19 protein-coding genes and 2 pseudogenes are annotated in these 21940 nt (G+C 61.9%); 13 read left to right on the top strand and 8 right to left on the bottom strand.

What is annotated here, in order from left to right:
• Positions 1–486 precede the first annotated feature (486 nt).
• From ACWKSV_RS03175 to ACWKSV_RS03160, 4 genes are all read left to right on the top strand, one after another.
• Positions 487–1389, top strand: a complete 903-nt coding sequence (locus tag ACWKSV_RS03175) for a restriction endonuclease (RefSeq protein ID WP_191864937.1) — start codon at positions 487–489, stop codon at positions 1387–1389.
• Positions 1390–1557: 168 nt separating this feature from the next.
• Positions 1558–3078, top strand: a complete 1521-nt coding sequence (locus ACWKSV_RS03170; RefSeq protein WP_483666883.1) for a site-specific DNA-methyltransferase — start codon at positions 1558–1560, stop codon at positions 3076–3078.
• Positions 3078–5681 carry a DEAD/DEAH box helicase gene (locus tag ACWKSV_RS03165; protein WP_191864936.1) on the top strand — a complete coding sequence of 868 codons (2604 nt, stop codon included), beginning with the start codon at positions 3078–3080 and terminating at the stop codon, positions 5679–5681. Before ACWKSV_RS03170 ends, ACWKSV_RS03165 begins: the two co-directional genes overlap by 1 nt.
• Before the next feature lie 363 nt (positions 5682–6044).
• A complete protein-coding gene (locus ACWKSV_RS03160) occupies positions 6045–8090 on the top strand; it encodes an SIR2 family protein (RefSeq protein ID WP_483666882.1) in 2046 nt (681 codons plus the stop codon).
• Here the strand turns inward: ACWKSV_RS03160 and ACWKSV_RS03155 are convergent.
• A pseudogene (locus ACWKSV_RS03155) lies at positions 8021–8455 on the bottom strand (IS5 family transposase); the annotation flags it as partial. The gene ACWKSV_RS03160 and the pseudogene ACWKSV_RS03155 sit on opposite strands and share 70 nt — an antisense overlap.
• Positions 8456–8556: 101 nt before the next feature.
• Here ACWKSV_RS03155 and tnpA point away from each other — a divergent pair.
• The 3 genes from tnpA (at position 8557) to tnpC (ending at position 11063) form a co-directional block, all read left to right on the top strand.
• Entirely contained in the window at positions 8557–9024 is a 468-nt protein-coding gene (tnpA, locus tag ACWKSV_RS03150; RefSeq protein ID WP_126053280.1) for an IS66-like element accessory protein TnpA, read from the top strand.
• Positions 9021–9374 carry an IS66 family insertion sequence element accessory protein TnpB gene (tnpB, locus tag ACWKSV_RS03145; RefSeq protein ID WP_126053281.1) on the top strand — a complete coding sequence of 118 codons (354 nt, stop codon included), beginning with the start codon at positions 9021–9023 and terminating at the stop codon, positions 9372–9374. Before tnpA ends, tnpB begins: the two co-directional genes overlap by 4 nt.
• 69 nt (positions 9375–9443) lie before the next feature.
• Complete coding sequence (gene tnpC / locus ACWKSV_RS03140) at positions 9444–11063, top strand: IS66 family transposase (protein ID WP_241229450.1); 1620 nt, start codon at positions 9444–9446, stop codon at positions 11061–11063.
• 125 nt (positions 11064–11188) lie between these two features.
• On the opposite strand, the gene ACWKSV_RS03135 is transcribed toward tnpC, so the two are convergent.
• Together ACWKSV_RS03135 and ACWKSV_RS03130 are read right to left on the bottom strand one after the other, a co-directional pair.
• Entirely contained in the window at positions 11189–11488 is a 300-nt protein-coding gene (locus ACWKSV_RS03135) for a hypothetical protein (RefSeq protein WP_191864952.1), read from the bottom strand.
• 227 nt (positions 11489–11715) lie between these two features.
• Positions 11716–12042 (bottom strand): annotated as a pseudogene (locus ACWKSV_RS03130) (transposase); the annotation flags it as partial.
• Positions 12043–12171: 129 nt separating this feature from the next.
• Between ACWKSV_RS03130 and ACWKSV_RS03125 the strand changes: the two are divergent.
• Positions 12172–12504, top strand: coding sequence for a hypothetical protein (locus tag ACWKSV_RS03125; protein ID WP_191864654.1), 333 nt, complete (start codon positions 12172–12174; stop codon positions 12502–12504).
• 270 nt (positions 12505–12774) lie between these two features.
• On the opposite strand, the gene ACWKSV_RS03120 is transcribed toward ACWKSV_RS03125, so the two are convergent.
• The 3 genes from ACWKSV_RS03120 to ACWKSV_RS03110 all read right to left on the bottom strand — a co-directional run bounded on the left by ACWKSV_RS03120 (position 12775) and on the right by ACWKSV_RS03110 (position 15323).
• The gene (locus ACWKSV_RS03120; protein WP_191864706.1) at positions 12775–13338 is read right to left on the bottom strand and encodes an alpha-ketoglutarate-dependent dioxygenase AlkB; all 564 of its coding nucleotides are present in this window, start codon (positions 13336–13338) and stop codon (positions 12775–12777) included.
• The gene (gene dinB, locus ACWKSV_RS03115) at positions 13338–14444 is read right to left on the bottom strand and encodes a DNA polymerase IV (protein ID WP_191864655.1); all 1107 of its coding nucleotides are present in this window, start codon (positions 14442–14444) and stop codon (positions 13338–13340) included. The genes ACWKSV_RS03120 and dinB overlap by 1 nt, the downstream gene beginning before the upstream one ends.
• Positions 14445–14894: 450 nt before the next feature.
• The gene (locus ACWKSV_RS03110) at positions 14895–15323 is read right to left on the bottom strand and encodes a hypothetical protein (RefSeq protein WP_191864656.1); all 429 of its coding nucleotides are present in this window, start codon (positions 15321–15323) and stop codon (positions 14895–14897) included.
• Between the two features lie 284 nt (positions 15324–15607).
• Between ACWKSV_RS03110 and ACWKSV_RS03105 the strand changes: the two genes are divergently transcribed.
• From ACWKSV_RS03105 to ACWKSV_RS03095, 3 genes are all read left to right on the top strand, one after another.
• A complete protein-coding gene (locus ACWKSV_RS03105) occupies positions 15608–16981 on the top strand; it encodes a tyrosine-type recombinase/integrase (protein ID WP_191864657.1) in 1374 nt (457 codons plus the stop codon).
• A gap of 122 nt (positions 16982–17103) precedes the next feature.
• Positions 17104–17994: a hypothetical protein gene (locus tag ACWKSV_RS03100; protein ID WP_191864658.1), complete on the top strand. Its 891-nt coding sequence runs from the start codon at positions 17104–17106 to the stop codon at positions 17992–17994.
• Positions 17995–18041: 47 nt separating this feature from the next.
• Positions 18042–18845 carry a hypothetical protein gene (locus ACWKSV_RS03095; RefSeq protein WP_191864659.1) on the top strand — a complete coding sequence of 268 codons (804 nt, stop codon included), beginning with the start codon at positions 18042–18044 and terminating at the stop codon, positions 18843–18845.
• A 183-nt stretch (positions 18846–19028) separates the two neighbouring features.
• Here the strand turns inward: ACWKSV_RS03095 and ACWKSV_RS03090 are convergent, their stop codons facing one another.
• Positions 19029–20081: a serine/threonine-protein kinase gene (locus ACWKSV_RS03090; protein WP_191864660.1), complete on the bottom strand. Its 1053-nt coding sequence runs from the start codon at positions 20079–20081 to the stop codon at positions 19029–19031.
• On the bottom strand, positions 20074–20562 hold the full coding sequence (locus ACWKSV_RS03085; RefSeq protein ID WP_483666881.1) for a hypothetical protein: 489 nt from the start codon (positions 20560–20562) through the stop codon (positions 20074–20076). Before ACWKSV_RS03085 ends, ACWKSV_RS03090 begins: the two co-directional genes overlap by 8 nt.
• Positions 20563–20707: 145 nt before the next feature.
• Here ACWKSV_RS03085 and ACWKSV_RS03080 point away from each other — a divergent pair, with 145 nt between their 5' ends.
• Both ACWKSV_RS03080 and ACWKSV_RS03075 read left to right on the top strand, forming a co-directional pair.
• A complete protein-coding gene (locus tag ACWKSV_RS03080) occupies positions 20708–20965 on the top strand; it encodes a helix-turn-helix transcriptional regulator (RefSeq protein ID WP_483666880.1) in 258 nt (85 codons plus the stop codon).
• Between the two features lie 129 nt (positions 20966–21094).
• On the top strand, positions 21095–21769 hold the full coding sequence (locus tag ACWKSV_RS03075; protein WP_191864661.1) for a hypothetical protein: 675 nt from the start codon (positions 21095–21097) through the stop codon (positions 21767–21769).
• The last annotated feature ends 171 nt before the right edge of the window (positions 21770–21940 follow it).

Raw genomic sequence — 21940 nt, 5'->3', positions numbered from 1 at the left:
AATAGCTCTACACACTCTAGGTTAAGCGATGCCGCCTCCAACGCTTCAAATTTAGGCGTCTGAACTGCTACGCAGATATGCTACGTAACTCGTCGACTGGGCCACCAAAAAACGGCAGAAAACTGCGGCTTTTGGAAATGGTCGCGGAGACAGGATTCCTGACCTATTTTTTCCGCCCACTAAGTCATTGATTTTGCGTCACCGCGCAGCCCGTCTGTCAGCGAGTTGCACAGCGAGGGGTACAGTATGGCGTACAGCCGAGCAAGCCTTCGCCTTGCGCCAAATCCTACTTGCGACATTGATCGTCGACCCACCGCCGGGCTTCGCGACTTCGAGGATGAGATCGGCCAGGCACATCGATTGCTGCCTATGACCCAACGAGGGCGGAGAATGTCGTTGAAGAGCCTGAAGCGGTATGCGGGCTATATTTAAGACGATAGAGATCAACGATCAGACAAGCGAACGCTCAAGGATACGAAGCGAAACATGGCGAACATCACACGGCGGCGGACAGGTGAGTTTCTGCGCAAGCTGTTCGAAGCCCTTCTTGCCGAGCCGGAGGGTATGGCCGCCGCAGCCGCCATGAATGCCGTTCGCACCGCCATCCCGCTCACCGCATTCGAGAAAGGGCACTATCCCTCCGGCGGCGAGCGGTTCGAAAAGATCTTGCGCTTTGCGACGGTCGACTGCGTGAAGGCGGGCTGGCTCCTGAAGAGCAGCGGTGTCTGGAGCGTCACCGACATCGGCCAAAAGGCATATAAAACCTATGTCGATCCCGAAGCCTTCTACAAGGAAGCTTGTCGGCTCTATGGCGCATGGAAGGCCCAGCGTGATGCGTCAGAGGTAATGCCCGGCGAAGCGGCAGAGCCCGATGCGATCGAAGAAGCGGCGGAGAAGCTCAGCGTCACCGTGGAAGCGGCCCTGGATCACGCCTGGACCGAAATATCCCAGTTCCTGCACTCCAGCGACCCGTTCGAATTCCAAGAGATGGTCGCCGATCTGTTGCGCGGTATGGGCTATCACGTTTCCTGGGTCTCGCCGCCTGGCAAGGATAACGGCGTCGACATCATCGCCTTCACCGATCCCCTGGCCACCGTTGGACCAAGGATCAAAGCACAGGTGAAGCGTTGGCAGTCCAAGGTCGATAGCGATGGGTTGAAGTCGTTTCTGGCCACCCTGTCACCCGGCGACGTCGGCATCTATATCTGTTTGGCAGGTTTCACCAAGGATGCGCAGGATTATGCCCGCAATCAGGAGACGCGACGCGTCACGCTGATCGACGCCCGGCGCTTCTTCGAGCTTTGGGTTCAGAATTATTCCAAACTTGCCGATCAAGCGCGCCGTCGCTTGCCGATCGTTCCGGTCTATTTCCTGGCCCCCGCAAGTTAGGCACGCGTCGCCAGCAAGTGAACGGCAAGGTGCTGTGCTTTCTTCTTCGATCGTCCCAATCAAGACTTGGGCCGGTCATAAGCCCCTATATTCTGAAACGTCCGCATTGCTCTCTCGCATGGCTGGACGCTAGTACGGGCGGCAGATCGTTAAAACGCAGGGGTCAAGGTGCCGATACTGGATTGGATGACGCGCGGAGAGGATGTACGCGCGGCGGCGGCGGTGCCCTATAGATTGCTGGAAGCAGTGCCCGCGCTGGACGGCGGTAATGCCGACACCGCCAACATGCTCATCCAGGGCGACAATCTCGACGCTCTCAAGGCGCTGCTGCCCTACTACAAGGGCGCGGTGAAGTGTATCTTTATAGATCCGCCTTATAATACTCGATCACTAGTTGCCGAGCAGTACGACGACAATTTAGAGCATGCCCAGTGGCTAGCAATGATCTATCCCCGCCTCGTGCTGCTGCGTGACCTGCTTGCTGAGGATGGCAGCATTTGGGTGTCGATAGACGATAATGAAGGCCATTACCTTAAGGTAATAATGGATGAAGTATTCGGACGCGCTAATTTTATTGATACAGTAATTTGGGAGAAAGCCGACTCCCCTCGAAATTCAGCACGCCAGCTCTCATCTGACCACGATTATATATTTGGTTACAGCCGCCGGATTGATTGGGCGCCGCGCCGCCTTCCGCGAACTGAAGCCGCAAATTCAATTTACAGCAATCCTGACAGCGATCCGCGCGGCCCATGGTTGCCCGGTGATCCATACGCAAACAAACCGTATTCGCGCGGGCAATACTCGATAGAAGGGCCAACCGGGCGTCGGTTTCAGCCCCCTGCAGGGCGATATTGGCGAGTATCGGAAGAGCGTTTGCGGGAACTCGACGCTGATGGACGCGTGTGGTGGGGGCCGCAGGGATCTGCGCGTCCGAGCATTAAGCGATATCTTTCTGAAGTATCGGAACTGGTTCCCCGAACACTTTGGCGAAAGGAAGACGTAGGCAGCAATCGCACATCGAAGAACGAGATGCGCGCTCTATTCCCGGAAGAGGCGTCGTTTGGTACCCCAAAGCCCGAACGCCTCATGCATCGCATCCTCCATATCGCCAGCAGCCCCGGCGACCTCGTACTCGACAGCTTCCTAGGCTCCGGCACCACGGCGGCGGTGGCGCACAAGATGGGGCGGCGCTGGATCGGGATCGAAATGGGTGACCATGCCGAAACCCACTGCAAGCCACGCCTCGACAAGGTGATCACGGGCGAACAGGGCGGTGTGTCCGACGCGGTCGGCTGGACCGGCGGCGGCGGCTATCGCTACTATCGGCTGGGCGCGCCAGTGTTCGAGGCGGACGGGCAAATTGCCGACGGCATCCGCTTTGGGACGCTCGCCGCCCATATCTGGTTCAGCGAAACGGGCGCACCCTTCACCGGCACGGCCACCGTGCCCGTGCTGGGGGTGCATGACGGCATGGCCTATGCCCTGCTCTACAACGGCATTCTCGGCGACCGGTCGGTCAGCGGTGGCAACGTCCTGACCGCCGCATTGCTCGAGCGATTGCGGGCGGAAAGTCGCTGGGATGGGCCAATGACCGTCTATGGCGAATGGTCCAAGCTGGGCGCGGCGCGGCTGGCCGAAGCCCAGGTCGTCTTCAAACAGACCCCCTATGACGTGAAGGCCCGCTGATGGAACTGAAGGACTATCAGCGCCGAGCGCTCGACGCGCTTCGCACCTTTCTCGACCAGGCGGCGATCCGCGACCATGCGGTCGCTTATGCCGCCGCCTGCGCGGTCGGCGAGCCCGGGGCGTATGGCGCGACCTATCGCCAGCTCGCCGGGCTACCGGACGTGCCCTATTGCTGCCTCCGCCTACCGACCGGCGGTGGCAAGACGCTGCTTGCCGCGCACGCCATCGGCATCGCCCGCGATACCTATCTGGCGCGTCGCTATCCGGTGGTGCTGTGGCTGGTCACGTCGAGCGCGATCGCCGACCAGACGCTGGGCGCGCTGAAGAAGATCGGCCATCCCTATCGCCAGGCGCTGGAGGCGCAGTTCGGCGGCGCAGTGCGCGTGTACGGCATTGACGAACGGCGGCAACTTCGCCCCCAGGACATGGCCGATGCCGCGACGGTGATCGTCGCTACCGTCCAGTCCTTCCGCGTCAACAATGTCGCCGACCGCAACGTCTATCGCGACGATGAAGAATTGGAGCCGCACTTTGCCGCGCTGCCCGCCGGGGCGGATCTTGCCCGGCACGAAGCCGGGCCGCGCCGGGGCAAACCGATCGCCAGCTTCGCCAACCTGTTGAAGCTGCACCGCCCATTGGTGATCGTGGACGAGGCGCACAACTTCACCTCCACTTTGTCGGGTGAGACGTTCGGCCGCCTGGCACCCGCCGCCGTGGTGGAATTTACCGCGACGCCGGTGCGCTCCAACGTCATCGTCTCTGCCACCGCCGCCGAGCTGAAGGCGGCAGACATGATCAAGCTGCCGATCCATCTGTCGCAGCATGGCAGCTGGCAGGCGGCGATCGCCCACGCCGTCGACAACCGCGCGTGGCTGGAAGGCATTGCCGCCAAGGACAGCGGCGGCATCCGCCCGATCGCGCTTTATCAGGCGCAGCCCGCGCGCGAGGGGGCCGAGGCGACGGTCGACGTGGTGAAACGCCATCTGATTGACGATTGTCGTATCCCCGAAGATCGGATTGCGGTCGCAACAGGCAATCAGCGCGAATTGGATGGCATCAATCTGTTCGATCCGACCTGCATCATCGAACATGTCATCACCGTCGATGCGCTGAAGGAAGGCTGGGACTGTTCCTTCGCCTATGTCTTCTGCTCGCTCGCCAGCATTCGCAGCGGCGGGACGGTGGAGCAGTTGCTGGGCCGCGTGCTGCGCATGCCCTTTGCGACCCGACGCTCTTCCGAAGAGCTGAACCGGGCCTATGCCCATGTTTCCGAACGCAACTTCTTCGACGCAGCGGAAGGGCTGAAAGACCGGCTGACCGAAATGGGATTCGACGAGCGCACCGCGCTTGAGGCGATCGTCGAACAACCCGAATCGTTCGACTGGCGCGAAGACCAGCCGCTCTTCACCCGGCCCGAGCTGCCGGTGTTGCATGTACAGGAACGCCCCGATCAGATTGGCTGGACGCCCGAAATGGTTTCGGCGACCCGCATCGCTGACGATGGCTCAGGCGGCGTGGCGATCACCTTCGACACCGCCGCGCCCGATACAGTGCTGCGCCAGGTCGCTGCGGCGGTAAATGCATCCTGCGAGTCGCCGATGACGGCGATTGAGGCGTTCATCGCGCAACGTGCTGCAGCGTTGTCGCCCGCTGAACAGGGCGAGGTGCTGACGTTGCCGCGCCTGGCGATCGAACGCGATGGACAGATCGAGATCGTCTTTCCCGAAACCCTGGTCGACGTCGGCGGCTGGGATTTGCGGCGGGTTGATACCAGCCTGCCGGGCTTCGCGCTGACCGACCGGCCTGACACATTCGAAATGGACGTGGACGGCGATCAGGTCGTCTACAGCCGGATCGACGCTACCGCCGAACTTGCACTGGACGATGCGACCGACTGGGACGTTGCGACGCTATCGCGCTGGCTCGATCGCACCACCCGCCAGCGCGATGTCGCGCAGCCGATCTTCCTTGAATATTGCCGCCGCGTGGTGGAGGGCGTCGCAACACGCATTCCGCTCGCTCAACTCGTCCGCGGCAGATCCGCGCTGCGCCGCGCGATCGTGGCGCGGGTAAGCCAGCTTCGCCATGAAGCAGGCGTGCGCGGCGTTCAACTATTGCTTGGCGACATCGCACCCGTGCTCGCGTTGGGCGACAATGGGTTCAGCTTCAGTGGTAAGGGATATGATCCGCGAACGCCCTATTCGGGCCCTTGGCGGCCTCGAAAGCACCTCTTCTCGCAGGTTGGCGATTTGAAGCATGGCGGGGAGGAATGGAAGGCGGCCGTACAGATCGACGATCATCCCGCCGTCCACCGCTGGGTGCGCAACGTCGACCGTACTCGTTGGTCCTACAAATTACCGACCTCGACCGACTTCTTCTACCCCGACTTCATTGCCGAGCTGACAGATGGCCGGAAGCTCGTCATCGAATATAAGGGTGCCGATCGCACGGACAGTGCTGAAAGCCTCGAGAAGAAGAATATCGGTGCCCGATTACAGGAGGTAAGCGGTGGCGAGGTGCTATTCCTTTGGGCGGAACTGGATCGCGGCGGCAATGTCACGCGACAAATCGACAGGGTGATTGACCGGATTCTTCTATTGTGAAGGATTCCATAGGCGGAAACCGCATGCTTTTTCCGTTTTTCTAGTCTGGAAGCTGGTTCGTATTGCGTAAGTGCGGGTAGGATGGCTCGATCTGGGACTTTTCTGCCATTCCTAAACGATGTGACGAACGGCCCGTCAGGCTGGGAGCCGACATCGGGGGCTCGCCCGACTGGCACTGCAGAATGACGAAGGGTGTTTTTCGCGGAATGTTCGCCCATAGCCACTAGAACAAACCAGACTGCCCTTGATACAACTGACAAGTCTGCCATTCTCGATAACCTTGGTTGACGACCTGCCTCGAAACCGGCTCGCATGTTGAGTCTCTTGGGGGGTAAGCGTCGCCTGCATTATGGGAGATGAATCTTGCCGATCGAAACACTGGATCCAAAAAACTCCGTCCTTTTTCTTGGATCAGGCTTCTCGGCAGATGCAACCAACATCGCGAACGAGAAGCTCCCTGCCGGACAGCCCTTGTTGGAGCGGCTGGCTGAAGCGATCGGGGAATCTCCAAGAGACCACGATCTGAAGTCAGCAGCGGATGCCTTCGCGCGCCGCTTCGACGTGAGTCTTTACGAAATCCTATACAATACTTTCACAGTTTCGTCCGTACTAGACTATCAGAGAGACATTCTTTCTCTCCCATGGGCTCGTATTTATACTACCAACTACGATGATATGGTTAGCTCGGTAAAGGGTGGCTCCTATCCTATCTTCACTTTCGATGATTACAGGCCCCGGACTCTGCCTCAATCCTTTGCGGTGCACTTGCACGGTTCAATACGAAAGGCGACAGAGTCTGACGTTGAACCGCAATTGATCCTAAATAGTCTATCCTACGATGTGATCACTCGCGACCATCCGACCTGGTTCTACGAGTTTCAACGAGATCGTCGAACCTTTGATGCCTGCTATTTCATGGGGTTCAGCCTAGGCGACCACCATATCACTGGATTGATGGCTGCAGGCGAGACGTCCGCGAGGCGGACTCACTTCATCACGCGCAACCCACCGAAGCAACAACTTGTGGAAAGAGCGCCACCGTATGGGGAAATCGTACCGATAGGCTTCGACGGGTTCGCCGATTTGGCCAAAACGCTTCCACCATCGCCCAAACCGGCTAATCCGCGATCTCTCGAATCCTTCAAGTTCCTGCAGCGAGGCATCGACGCAAAGCCGCTCGTCGATCCCACGCCGGTCGAAATCTTCAATTTGGTAACATTTGGCAGCTTCAATCAAGGCCGCTTCTTCAACACCGTCCGCGATGATAGCTACGTGGCGAAGCGCCGGAAAAGCGTTGAGAGTGCACTCGCTCTTCTCAGTACTAATAAGACAGTGCTGGTCCTCTCAAGGCTCGGGAACGGAAAGACCATTTTTACGTCGATCTTGGCTCGAGACGCGAGCGAGAATGGCTACAAGTGCTATTTGTGGCGACGTGCCGGTAAACGCCTCGCACAGGACCTTGAAGTCATCCGAGCCGAAAGGCAGGCGCTTATCATCTTTGACGATTATGACGCCGCGATCGACAATATCGAGCGCGTCTCTGCGGGTGTGCCTGACGCGAAGTTCGTAGTGACGATCCGTACCGGGCAACAAGACGTGCGCCTGCATGAGGTCTTGACTAAACTCCCGCAGCCGATGAAGCGGATTAATCTTGACCTGTTCTCCGATGAAGACAAGAAGCATTTGCACAAACTTCTCGACCGTGCTGGCGCGCGAACGGTTCAGTTCGACGACATAATTAATAGCTCCCGAGAAATACGGGAAATCGTCACTCAGCTGTATAACCACGCGCAAATTCGAGAGAAAATATCCGACGGTGTCGCAAAAGCCTCCAACGAGATGGTCCAGATCCTCGCACTCGCATCGCTCATTAAATGGGCTGGCGTTGAGCTCGACGATAGCGACTTACAGGAACTTGCCGAATGCGACGTCTACGGCGAACTGAAAAGATCTGGCGGTCTCGGCGCCGATTTTCTGAGCGGGGCCGACGATCGGGTCGAGATGCGTTCCGCGCTGCTCTCCGAATATCTCCTTCAAAGAATCTTAACGCCGAAGCAAGTTCTCGACGCCTGCTACACGATCACCACCACGTCCACGCGGCGGCGCGGGGAGCGCGTCCATCGCCTGCTAGCTGGCGTACTAATGAAGGATTCGACGCTCAAACGTTTCCTCAAGTTTCATGCGGGTGTCGATCAAACTTTGGACAGGCATTATACGCGCCTTTCCAATGACATGGCCGTAAATGACGAACCGCTCTTTTGGCTGCAGTACGCAATTTTCATGAAGAGGACTGGCAAGGTCGCGAAGGCCCGGATGTTCCTAGGGTCAGGACTCATTGGTCATAGCCAGAAGATGACGGTGGCCGCGAGGGCGACGGCAGAGAAGAAGACGGTTGGGCAGCGGTCGTAGCGAGTTGCGACGCGGCGCCAATCCTTCAGACGGCCGAACATGATCTCGATGCGGCTGCGGCGCCGGTAGCGGCGCTTGTCGTATCTGACCGGCTCGTTGCGCGATCTGCGGCCCGGGATGCAGGGCTGGATGCCTTTGGCTTCCAGGGCGTCTCTGAACCAATCGGCATCATAACCACGGTCGCCAAGCAGCCACTGTGCTTTCGGCAGATCGTCGAGCAAGGCTGCCGCGCCGGTGTAGTCGCTGACCTGCCCGGCGGTCATGAAGAAGCTCAAGGGCCGCCCGTCCGCATCGCTGACGGCGTGCAGTTTGGTGTTCATGCCGCCTTTCGTGCGGCCGATCAGACGGCCGAGATCCCCTTTTTTACCGTAAGCGTCCGGTGAGCCGCGTGTTGTCGCGCGCGGCATAGCCGTTGATGTCCAGACCTGTGGTGGTCTCCTTCTGGAGTCCAGAAGGAGGTCAGGAGATGGAGCGGATGGAGGTCATCACTCGGACGGAGCGCCGGCGAACCTACAGCGACGCCGAGAAGGCAGCGGTGGTTGCCAAGGCGTCGATGCCGGGCGTGACAGTGCGGGAGCTGTCGCGGCAGCTCGGCATTGCCGAGAGCCTCATCTACAACTGGCGGTCGGCGCAGCGGAAGGCGGAGAGCATCGCCAGCGAGCCGTTGCAGTTCATCCCCTATGGCGTGGTAACGGACGCCGCTCGCCCCGAGCCTGTTATAGCGCTGTCGCCGGTGCCGACCGTACACGCGCCACCGCCTGCTAAGCCGTCGCTGCCTGCCGCGCCGGCGGAGGACCTGGTCCGGCCGCATCCGGGAACCCGACCGGGCAGCATCGACATCGACCTGCCGACCGGTGTGCGGCTGTCGGTCGACAGCTACGTCAACGAGAAGGCGCTCGCCCGTGTGCTGCGGGCGCTGGGGCATGCGTCGTGATAGCGCTGGCGCCGGGCACCAAGGTATATCTCGCCTGCAAGCCGGTCAGCATGCAGAAGGGCTTCGACGGGCTGAGCGCGCTCGCCCATCAGGTTCTCAACGGCGACCCGTATTCGGGCCACCTGTTCCTGTTCCGGGGCAAGCGCGGCGACTATTTCAAGGCGCTGTATTGGGACGGCTCGGGCATGTGCCTGTTCGCCAAGCGGTTGGAGAAGGGCCGTTTTGTGTGGCCGCCGCTGGTCGACGGCGGCATCGTTCTCAGCCCCGCGCAGCTGGCGCTGCTCATCGAGGGCATCGACTGGCGGCGGACCGTGGCGCCGGCCCCGGTGACCGCGCCGACCCTCGTGTAAGCGGCGCTTTTTCGTTCTTTTCGCTTGGCGTGAGTCGGGCCGGTGGTAGGATGTGCCATGTCGCTGGCGATGGTCGATCTTCCCTCCGACCCGAACGAGCTGCGCGCCTTCGCACAGGCGTTGCAGGACCAGCTGGCGACCATCGAGCAGGCCCGCGTTACCACCGCTGCGGAGCTGGCCAGCACCGTTGCCGAGCTGCGCGCGGCCAAGGCGACCATCCAGCTGACCGCGCTGGAGATCGAGAAGCTCAAGGTTCAGCTGGCACGGCTCCGGCGCATGCAGTTCGGCCAGTCGTCCGAGCGGCTCTCCCGCGAGATCGAGCAGCTGGAGCTGCGGCTGGAAGAGCTGGAGACGGTCGAGGCCGAGGCGACCAGTGCGTCTGCCGACGCCGGCGTGCCGCCACCCGCCCGCGAGAAGCGCAAGCCTAAGCGCCTGCCGTTGCCCGACCATCTGCCGCGTCACGAGGTCGTCCATGCCGCCCCGCAGGCAGACGGCTGCGGCGCGTGCGGCGGGAACATGTCAGCGCTGGGCGAGGACGTGACCGAGGTGCTGGAGTATGTGCCTGGCCGCTTCCAGGTCGTGCGCCACGTCCGCCCCAAGCTCGCCTGCCAACGTTGCGACGCCATTACCCAGGCACCCGCACCGGCGCTGCCCATCCCGCGCGGCAAGGCAGGTCCTGGCCTGCTCGCGCACGTGTTGGTGTCGAAGTATGCAGACCACCTTCCGCTCTACCGGCAGGCGGAGATCTACGCTCGCGAGGGCGTCGACCTCGACCGCTCGACCATGGCGGACTGGGTAGGCCAGGTCAGCTGGCTGCTTCAGCCGCTTGTCGACCACATTCGCGCCCACGTGTTCGCGGCCGACAAGATCCACACCGACGACACGCCGGTTCCTGTGCTGGCGCCGGGCACCGGCAAGACCAAGACCGGCAGGTTATGGGTCTACGCCCGCGACGATCGGGGTTGGCAAGGCATCGGCCCACCGGCAGCGGCGTATTTCTACACGCCCGACCGCAAGGGTGAGCGACCGCGCGCGCATCTCGCCGGGTTCAGCGGCTTCCTGCAAGCCGACGGCTATACGGGCTACGACCAGCTGTACGATGGACGCCGGCAGCCCGGCCCCATCGTCGAGGTGGCGTGCTGGGCGCATGTCCGGCGCAAGATCTACGACGTGTGGAAGGCGACCGGCTCGACCACGGCGCGCACCGGCGTCAGCATGATCGACCTGATGTACGAGGCGGAGGAGCTCGGGCGCGGGCTGCCGCGGGAGGACCGGCTCGACCGCCGCCAGGTCGTCAGGGTGGGCGTGGACGGCTTCTTCAACTGGGCCGAGGACACCATGCGCCGCATATCGGGCAAGGGCGCGCTGGCAGACGCCATCCGCTATGCGGTCAAGCGGCGCGCGGCGCTGACCCGCTTCTGCGACGACGCGCGGCTGGAGGCGGACAACAACCGGGCCGAGAACTGCCTCCGTCCCGTCGCGCTCGGCCGCAAGAACTACCTGTTCGCCGGCTCGGATAAGGGCGGTGAGCGCGCAGCGGGGATCTACACGCTCATCCAGACCGCACGGCTCAACTTCGTTGACCCCGAAGCCTGGCTGCACGACGTGCTCACCCGCATCGCCGACGGACATCCTGCAAACCGCATCAGCGAACTCACACCGTGGACCTGGAGCAACAAAGACGTATGAGCAACTCCCGCGGCAACCGACTATTCCCCGTACTCATCGGAGTCTTTGCCGTGACCGTGAGTTGCTCGCCTAACGCGCCCCAAGTGCCTCAACAGCGCCCTGACAAGCTCTTCATCGGCTGCAAATCACCGTTGTCCGTTCCAGGCGGGCGAACCATCACCAACTTCTTCCATCAGGAAGATCAAGTCGGCAGGCTTCGCGGGTTGTTCTTCGAGGTTTCTGACCCCAGCGTGGTACCGGCCATCAACGGCAATCCTTCCACCAGCTATCGAGCCGAGCCCATCAGCGAGGCTGGTGCGGAACTGGTCCGCGGAAACGCCAAACAGCCAGGCAAACCGTCTTATTACCGCGGCATGAGTGAAGCCGATCAGATGTCGATGAACCTCGCTGTATTCGGCGGGAGGGCCATCCAGTTTGATTCTCAAGCTGGGTACGGTAAGCTTTCCGAGGAAAACATCCTTCCAACCGACAACCTGCTCTTCCTCGAACCAGGTTGGGCTATCGGTGTCATTGTGCCGAAGGAAAAGGTCGCGCTCGCACCGGCGTTCAGGGCTGCGGCTTCGGCAGCTTTGAACGCTCTGCTCTCGATCCAAAGCGGATGCTCGTCGCCACCCCATAAGCAGTGAGGAACGGGGCTCGCCGGACGCTTACTTTTTACCCGCAGACTCGATGCCGTGCGGTGTGCCTTCAGGTAGGTCGCGTCGATCATGACGGTCTTCGGCACGGCCTCCGCTGCCGCGAGACCTTCCATCATTCGCAGGAAAATACCCCTCTCGCTCCACCGCTTCCAGCGATTGTAGAGCGTCTTGTGCGGCCCATAGTCCTTCGGTGCATCACACCAGCGTAGCCCGTTGCGATTGACGAAAATGATGCCGCTGAGCACCCGCCGATCATCGACCCGAGGCTTGCCATGGCTCTTGGGAAAGAACGGTTGCAGACGCGCCATCTGCTCATCCGTCAGCCAGTACAGGTCGCTCATCCACTCTCTCCTCACGGAGCCTGAATCAGATCGCGCCTCCCACATCAATGGGTCCTGACCCTAACTACCGGATATGATCGGGCAAGCAAGATTCCAGGATTTAAGACCTACCAATTAGACACCCAAGCATTGAGTATTTACCTTCTTGAAGAGGCAGGAAGCAATTCCCCTACGGTTGAAGGTTTGGATGATATTCTTATTTCCATTAAGCTAGTGTCGGATATGATCTCTGAACAAAGCCATCGTCAATATGCCATAGAGGTCCTCGGTGAAATTCCGGCGTTCATCGACGCCCGTCAGCATGCACTTGAAAACACAGAGAAGGTTGCGCTAGTTTTTGAGCTCAACCGCACAAGCATCACCTTAGCGGCTCTCCCTGCGGAAGATAGGGCTTATTACGGCTCCGATATTGTGCGCTCGAAGTTGGAACAGGCGATTGCAAAGCTGGTTCAAACTACGTGACGTCGAGCTTCGTATGCGATAGCCGCCGAAGGCGGGGCTACCCTGAAGTTTCACATAACGTGAATGGCCGGTTTCACGTGAATGGCCGGTTTCACGTGAATGGCCGGTTTCAGCGGAAGCTGTCGTTGCTGCGGCAGTATTGGCAAGACTGGATCTGGTCGACACCGGCCGCGGGCAGATCTCAGCCGCTTCGCGGCGTCGACGACGGATGCAGCTCGCCGGGCTCCTGATCGCCGGTCAGCAGCACAACGACAATAAACCCCATCTTACTTATGAACGATGTTCTGCGAGGCTCCGAAAGGTAATCGACCAGCGCGGGCGTTCCATCGGTGCGATGCTGTGTTCCCAGTCGTGTCGGGCGGGTCCGCTAATGTGATAGCCGCCACGCGGATCGAGCGGCAACGACGCGCGGTCGAAGCCGCCGCCGCGCCGACGCCGGAAGCGCATCGTCGCCGGTTCGCCGAGGGAGATGCCGAGGACATGGCCGTAGATGGGCCGGTCGCGATGCCAGCCGATCCCGGCACCGCGATCGTAGCGGATGAGCAGCGCCTGGATCAGCGCCTCGCGCGCGAGCCCGGCGAAATTGGCGGCCCTATCGCGGATGGGGAGAAGCCAATCCGGCATCGGTGGCGCATCCTTCGGGCGCCCGACCTCGAAGTCGTAACTCCATCCGAAGGACGTTGTCAGCCGCTTACCTGTCCAGCCCTGAAAGCGGAACGGCTCGAGGTCAGTCGCGTCGATCCGGTCAATCAGCATGCGCTCCTCGTCCGCAGTGATCAGGTTCGCCCGCGTGGCGAGCCCCGGCAGGAGCGGCACGTCAAAGAGGTCAAGCATCACGCCGCCGCCTCCGCGAAGATCGGTAATTCGGTCGGTGCCGCTGCCCCGGCCTCGACGAAGTTCGATACCGTTACGCCGACCAGTCGTATTCCCTTCTGGGTTGGCAGAACCGACCGGATCAGGTCGAGCGCCGCGCGGCGCAGGCCTTCCCGATTGGTAACCGCCACAGGCTGGCTGCGGCGTCGGGTGATCTGATGGAAGTCGGCGTATTTGACCTTCACCGTGACGGTGCGGCCGAAGGCTTGCCGTCCCTCGCACCAGTCCCAAACGTCGTCCGCCATCTTAAGCACGCCGGCCTCGATCTCAGCGGGTTTCGTCAGATCGCGGTTGAACGTCGTTTCCGACCCCGACGACTTGCGCACGCGGTTCGGATTGACCGGACGGTCATCTTCCCCTCGCGCGATGGCGTAATACCATTCGGCGGAACTGCCGAAATGCTGCTGCAGGAACGCCAGCGATCTGGCGCGTAGATCAGCCCCGGTCACGATCCCCAGCCGCTTCATCTTCTCCGCCGTCACCGGTCCGACGCCGTGGAAGCGGCTGACGGGCAGCGCCTCGACCCAGGCGGCGCCCATGTCCGGCGTGACGGCAAATTGGCCGTTGGGCTTGCGGTGATCCGAGGCAAGCTTGGCCAGAAACTTATTGTACGAGATGCCCGCCGATGCGGTCAGGCCGGTCTCTGCGAGAATGTCGGCGCGGATCGCCTTGGCGGTTAGCCATGCGGTTTCCATGCCGCGCTTGTTCGCGGTGACGTCGAGATAGGCCTCATCGAGCGATAAGGGCTGGATCAGGTCGGTATAGCGCGCGAACACGTCATGGATCTGGCGCCAGACGTCGCGGTACACGTCGAAGCGGGGCGGCACGAAGATCAGGTCGGGACAGCGGCGCAGCGCGGTGACTGAGGGCAAAGCGGAGCGAACGCCGAACTTGCGGGCTTCGTAGCTGGCCGCCGCCACCACGCCTCGCGCGGCGGCATGGCCGACAGCGACGGGCTTGCCGCGTAGCGACGGATTGTCACGCTGCTCCACCGACGCGAAGAAGGCGTCCTGATCGACGTGGATTATCTTGCGGATGGGTTGAGGCTTATCCTGCTGGCTGCTCAACGGCTTAGCTCTCTGACGACTCTGACCACGGCTGACCCAGAATGCTCCGGTTTCGTCCGTGAAGATTACCTGGCGATTGCCTCGAACGCCAGCGAAGACTGAGAACAGGGAGCGAACACGCTATTGGTGCCATCATGCGACCGCTCCGATCACCAGCCGGACAGGTGGGTGCTGTTACGGCAGCTGCAACCCCGCCCCCGGATACGCAGCAGTCCCGGCTTACGGCACTGGATAACATCGAGCGCGCCATGTCACGATCAGTGAGATGCTCATTCAGGAAGCAGAAGAAGGGCTGGTTGCTGACCGCACGCACAGCAACGAAAGGATGAAATCAAAATGGGACCAATCGGACCGGCCGCCATCGCAGCGGCCATCGTCGGCCTGAGCGGCCTACTCATGACCCTCGCCGGTTGCCTCGGCTACCCTCGCCAAGGCAACATCGGAGGGAAGTCATGGACGAGGGAGGACATGGCGATCACCGGATTGGGGATGCAGCTCATCACTGGACTGCTCGTCGCCTACGCCCTCATCCACTGACCGAGCGAGACCAGCAGGCCCGACGATCTGTGAGTCGAGGCCTGTCTGTGGCTTTTCGTGAAGTCCGATCGGCGACTGCCGCTCTTCTCGATTCTCGACAGGCGAGCCGTGCGTGTCAGCTTCCTTTCGCCTTGCGCCGGAAATGAAGATCGCGATGGCGATAAGACCGCCGACAGGAGCGGAGATGATCGCTGCAACGGTGTTTAGGATGGCGACGCCATCAGGGTCGGATGCACTCTTCCATAGAAAGAGGAACATCACGACCGTGTAGAGAGCGAAGGATCCCGTCAGCCACCATACTGCAGTCGGGACTTGTGCATCATCCACGCCGTTCTTGCTCATGCGACACTCCAAACATCCGCACGGAGAGCGTACCGGCAAAATGTTGCCCAACCCCTAATCGTCTTTCAGAACGGGCTTCAGATTCGATGACGTATCCGGGCGGAGGTCGGACGGCATCCTCAGGACAGCGCCTTGCAAGCGTCAGCCCATCGAACACCATCCTCCAAGACGCGACCATACTTCCACTTCGTGAAGCCATCGACTTACGATGATGGATGCCGTGGGGCGTGCCAGGTCCAGACCGATGCGATCCTGCCTTCCGACCAATGGAAGGAGTTTCGACCTTGCCGCGAGAACGCCGCACCCTCACGAAGGAGACCATCAAGTCTATCCCGCCGTCCGCACCCGGTCGCAAGGAATTCGTCTGGGACGACCGACTGCTGGGCTTCGGTGCATACCGCCAGCAGAACGGCATCCTCGTGTTCGTCTACCAGTACCGCCTGCCGATGCGGCCCGCCAGGCGCATCACGATCGGGAGGCTCGGCGACGTCACGCCGGCGCAGGCGCGCGAGATCGCGCAGGAGCATGCATTCCAGAAGAGCCGCGGCGTCGATCCGGTCGACAAGCGCCGCGCCGAGGCGAAGGAGGCGGACGCCTCCAAGTCGCTCGTCATCAAGACCTACGTCGCCGACTACATCGAGCGCCGCAGGATCGAGCGCAAGCCGCTCACCCTGCAGCACGAACGCATCCTGACCCGCGACGTCGCGGGCCTGATGCCCGACAAGCGCATCGACCGGCTCACGTCGGCAGACATCGACGCCTTCCTCAAGGAACTCGCGCTCCGCTCGATCTCGGCGCGCACCTGGGGGCTGATCTACCTGAAGGTGATCCTGAACGACGCCAGGAAGCGCGGCACGATCGCCAAGTCTCCCGCAGACGCCTTCGATGTGCCAGCGCAGGTGGTCAGGGAACGCGTGCTGCGCCAGGCGGAGATCCAGCGGCTGCTCGAGGCCTTCCGCGACAACGGCTCGACGCACGGCCTCGTCTACGAGTGCATCATGCGTACCCTCAAGCGCAAGGAAGAGGTCGCCGCGATGCGCTGGGAGGAGATCGACCAGGCCACCTGGCTATGGACGATCCCCGCTTCGCGGATGAAGACCAAAGAGATTCACGTGATGGACCTGCCCCGCCAGGTAGTCGCGATCCTGGAACGTCTGCATCCAGATCCAAGGAAGCGCCGGGGCTTCGTCTTCAGCTTCGACGGGTCGAAATCGATCAAGATGTCCACGCAGGACAAGGCCAACATCGATGCACACGTCCAGCGCCGCATCGACCTCGCCGATGCGGAGGGCATCGCCATGGCCAAGTTCGAGCACTGGGTGCCTCACGACTTCCGCACCACCGGGGTCACGATCATGGCGGACGAGCCGTTCAACCTTCCCGGCGACGACCTCGAATTCGCAATCGCGCACAAGGTACCGCGCAGCAAGTACAACCGCGCTCAGCGCCGTGCGGCGGTGCGCCGGGCCATCGACGCATGGAACACGCACCTCGATGCACTCATGGAGAGGCCCGACGCCTGGCCGGGCGGGAAGGACCTCGCACCTCTCGGCAGGTTCGAGATGAAGCCGATGTGGCAGAAGCTCCGGTCCTCATGGCCGAAGCGGAAGTACGACGACGCCAGAGTCAAGAAGGCGAAGGAGGGGAAGGCCAAGTAGGGCATGTCGTAAGCCGCTCGAGCCCGCCATCGCGATGGACACCACCGTATGTCCGTCTATCATCTGGATGGAGGGCCGAGGGAGGAAATGCTCCGTCGTCCATATCAGGGCGGTGGAGCAACATGGAAGCCGGAGGCGAACAGGATCACATCTCTTCCGTTGACTGGACCGAGTGGTATTCCGACCCTTCAGTCTGGCCAAGCAGTCGACATGTATTCCTCGCCGAGGCCGCGATCCGTCTCGGGCGTTCGATGATCGATCCTTGGGAGGACCATCTCCTGTCACACGCTGGTGACGACAATCTGCCGCTCCCCCGTGGGTTGAACTGGTCCGCCCCCGATCGCCAAGTGTTCGATGATGGGTCCGGCTCAGTCAGGGAGGAGCCCTCGATCGATGAAGGCATGAGCCGCCCGGTCGGATGGACGGATGAGGACGAGGTCCGGCTCTTTGAAACGGATACGCACAACAGCATTCGTCACGATGCCCGGTTGGCGGCCAAGGCCATAGCCGGTGCGATCGCGAAGCTGGCCGCCCGGGGATCGATCCGCACCTATGCGCGCCCGATCGGAGGAGGTCGGCTGGAGGACATCGATCCTTCCGACTGGGAGATGGACGATCCCGTGGGGAGGCTTGCTTCCTGCCGCATGACGCCGGGCTCGCCATCGGCGGCTGCGGGTACGCATCAGATCTTCCTGGAGACGGAAGGTCTCACCAAGAAGCTGACGGCGTACGCACGGGAGAAGCCGCTGGCCCTCAACAGCGGCCGAGCGCTACCGGCCGATCGTCCGGTCGGCGGCATCACCCCGCAGGACCGCCTCATCGGCCAATGCGAGCAGGCACTACGCACCTACCTCATTGCGAGCCCATCGGATTGGAGGAAGGACACGCTACGGAACGTCATAATGAAGACGATCAAGCGTCCCTTCTCGGATTCGGTTTTCGATCAGGCCAGAAAGCGGGTTAAGAAGGACTTCCCGCACATCGCCAATGGGGGGAGACCAAGAGGCTCTTGAGAATGTCATGGAAATCCAGCGAGGAGCTTCCATCGCAGGATGAAAATATGACCACGCGGCCGATTCCGGGACCATTTCCCTTCATCGTCGAACAGCGCTGCGATCTGGATCGACGGGTCCGGCTCGACCAGTTCCTCGACTCCATCACGCCCATCGACGGAACCGACGGCAAGGCCATGGCTCGAGCGTGCGGTCTGCATCAGGACACCCCGATCAACGCCAGTCAGCACCAAGCGCTGATCGACGTGGTGAGGAGCAACGTCGCGCGCTTTCCGCTCAATTCGATCTGCATCGTCTGGTCTCCGTCCGAATGCACGTACGTATCGACGAACGGACCGGACGTGTCGGGCGACAAAGTGCCCGATTACGACGTCGACGATCCGCGCGACTGGGACGATCATCCGCTCCGTCTCGTCGACTGTTGGGTCATTCCTCTCGACGACGAGGAGGGAAGCGTCTCTCACATCTCCCTGCGGCTGATCGGCGCGGACTACGTGGAAGTCTCCACCGCCAGTCCATGCCACGTCGCCAGCCTTGAGGGCGAGCGGACGTTCGGGTCGCCCCACCCTTACGACAGGTTCTGTGACGCGGACGGCACATTCCATGTTCCGGCCCGTTTCCGCGGCGTCGAGATCACCGGGTACAACGAGACGTTCCCGACGCTGTACGGCCCGGTGCAGCCGAACGGCTCGGTCGTTCGGGTCGTGCCGCGGTGGCCGAACCACGTCTGGCAGGCATGTCGTGAGATCTCAGGTGATACGCTCACGGAGCGGCAGCTAAAGGCGGCATGGTCCGCGGTCGCACCGACGTCCGACGACACCAATTACGTAGGGATACTTCTGGCAGCCTGAGCCGCGCTCAGTCCCGCTTCCGATCACGGAAGTCGATGTACCATCCACCATCGATCGGTGCCGATCTCCATCCCTCTTCGCGTTCAGCATTCCGCTGCGCGCAGGGGGATGGACGACCTTCGACCTGAGGTAGCCGACCGGATCTCGTCTGGTACTTGCCGGGATCGTTCCTGATCCGCGCCATCAGATCTCTCCGAGGAATGTCCGCACCTGCCTATCGGTCATGCCGTCGGTGCAACCCGGCACGATCCTTCTCCGTGCTCCTGTCAACGAAACCCGGTAGCAGGTGGTGCCGCCGGCATCGGACAACTCGAACTCGTACTTCGTTCCCTCTACGTTCTTCTCCCACCTTTGGCAACCCGGCGGCTTGGAATACACCCAGTCGAGGTGTGTGCCTTCGACAAGCGCGAGCGCGTTCATGACCTCCAAGGCCGAACCGAACCGCTGCCCTGGTTCCGTCTCCAGGCACTTCCTGATCACGGTGCGCATGCGTTCCGGGATGTGCGCGGGGAACGTCCGCTTGTCGGGGAACTGGCCATTGACCACGGCGACCCGGAAGGCGTTCCGATCGAATTGAATGCCGGCAGGCGTCCTCGTCAGGAAGCGTTCGAACTGACGGTCGAACTCCTCATTTCCGCAGCACATGCGATAGAGGAGGACGCCCACCTGATAGATGTCGAACGTCCTGGGGAACTCGTATCCTGCGAAGCCTTCCGGCGGCTGGGTCCGGACATAAGCGCCGTCCAGCTCGGCAAAGCCTCGCGGCCCTATCGGCCTGGCCAAGCCGAAATCCGACAGCAGCGCCTCACCACGATCGGACAGCAGCACGTTGTCGGGCTTGATGTCGAAGTGGACCAGCCGGTTGGAATGGACATGCTGCAGACCTGCCAGCACTTGGCAGCCCAGCGTGACGATCTCCCTTACGCTGAGGAAGCGCTGCGACAGAACGTCCTTCAGCGAACCGCGTCGATAGAACGGCATCGCCACATAGATGCTGTCATCGTCCTCGCATGCATAGTGAACCTGGACCACGTTGGCATGTGCGCTGGCGTAGAGCGCCTGAGCTTCGCCGAAGAACCGGCCGACGTCGAGCCGCGCCTTCGCGATCTCCTTGACTACGATCTCCGCGTTGAGCTGTGCGTCGTGCGCGACGTAGGTCCGGCTGTTCTGTCCGTCCTGACCGATCTCGCGAATGAACCGGAGATTCAATTCCGCACGGCGATGCGGCCTAAGCATTCACGGCTCCGATGGCACAAAGGACGGCCTCGCGCCTCGCCTCCGACATGTCGTCCCAACCCTCGATGTCCAATTCGTTTCGACCCTGCTTGATCATCGGAAGAACTGCCGTGCGCACAATCCCGAGCTTCGCCGCCATGACCGAGATGGGGCCAGCGAAATAGGCTTCGAGCGTGCTGCTGGCGAACGCCTCCTGCAACACGCCTTCGATCTGCATGCGATCGACCGAGGGACGTTGCGCCACCGTCTCGCTGGTTCTGACCCCTGCGCGAACCACGCCGTATTCGCGCATGATGTCGAGGACGTTGCCTCTGACGTACTTCAGGGCCTGAGGCCATTCGAAGGCGGCCGGAACGACGATGTCCTCGACGTTGAGCACATTCTGCTCCGTTGAATCGTAGATCGCGAACGTCACGATCTTGGGAGCGGCCCGTAGGCCCATGGTGATCAATTCATCGCTCCCCATCGGCGTCGCGGCCACGTCAGCCGCAGCGATATCTTGGGATTACCTGTCCAATAATGTCCACCCCCCGCCGAGGATGTTTGCCGACGATCACGTCGATTGCCGTGCATACAAGAAGTGCTCCGCCGCCTGATCCCAAGGCGGCATACGAGGAGCAAGTCGAATGCAGACCCACGTCACCAGCGCCGAGCCCGCCATGCCGCACGGCCGCCGCCCCCTGCTGACCACCACCGAAGCCGCAACGTACTGCGGGCTGGCCAAGAACACCTTGGAGAAGATGCGCCTCTACGGCCGCAAGGGCGACAACTCGCCCCGCTTCATCAAGCTGGGGACGGCCGTGAGGTACCATCCGGACGACCTCGACGCCTGGATCGACCGCAACCGCGCCATCACGACCAGCGAGTACGACCCCACCAACTGATCCGCCTGCCTGCGCTGGCCCACGACTTCGGCTGTGGGTCCGCGACCCGACGCGACGTCGGCAGAATGCAGCCCGTCAGCAACGACCGAGGCCGCTCGGCGGCTTCCGGCGAAAAAAGAGGACATCGTCATGGACAACGTACATCGCCCTCCGATCGCGCACAGGCATCTCTCGCCCGACGAGATTGCGCTGATCCACCGCGCATCGAAGACCAGCTCCGAGCCGCCCGCGCTGCTCGTGCGTCTCGCCACCCTCCTGGGATGCTCGGCCTTCTGCATCGCGGCGGCTCCGATCGAGCTGATCGATCGGCAGCAGGGCCTGCTGAAGCTGCCCGATCCGTCCGGCAGGATGACCGAGGTCGCGGTTGGATATGCCGCTGCGGCGGCCGTGGTCGCTGCTGCGGGGACGCGGACCAGAGGTCCGCTCGTCGTCGACACGTACGGCAAGGTGCTGGCCTGCGACGAGGACACCGAGGACTATGCGAAGGAGATCCTGGCGGCGGCCGTGCCCGCGACCAGCACCTTCGACTGGAGCCTGGCGCTCATCCGGGATTCCATCTTCGGCCAGCTCGTCGACTTCGGAACGCCGATGCTGGTGGCGGCAGCGCAGGCGGGCATCGGCCCGGAGTGGCCGGAAGGCACGAAGCGCGAGGACATGCTGCTCAACCAGCGGGCGGCCGCCGACTGGTGGACGTACCGCATGGGACTGCGTCCTCCGTCGCCGTTCGTGCTGGCCCATGCCGTCACCCGGGTCATCCTCGGCGGCGGTGGCGCGAGCGACCTGCATTCCCGTCGCTCGAGCTGAGCTCGTGAAGAATGCCCGGCGCCAGAGCGGGCGGGTCAGGATGGTTACGCCCACGCGCGGACGCGCGGGCGGATCTCCGATGAAAGTGACTGCGGCGCGAAGGCGCCGGCCGGCTTGAGCCGGGCGGTGGAGGCAGGGGCCGGAGGAAAGAGGCCCCAGACCACCGCGAAC

This window comes from Sphingomonas sp. SphC10 (assembly GCF_057004845.1).
This window is presented reverse-complemented; position numbering and strand designations above follow the sequence as displayed.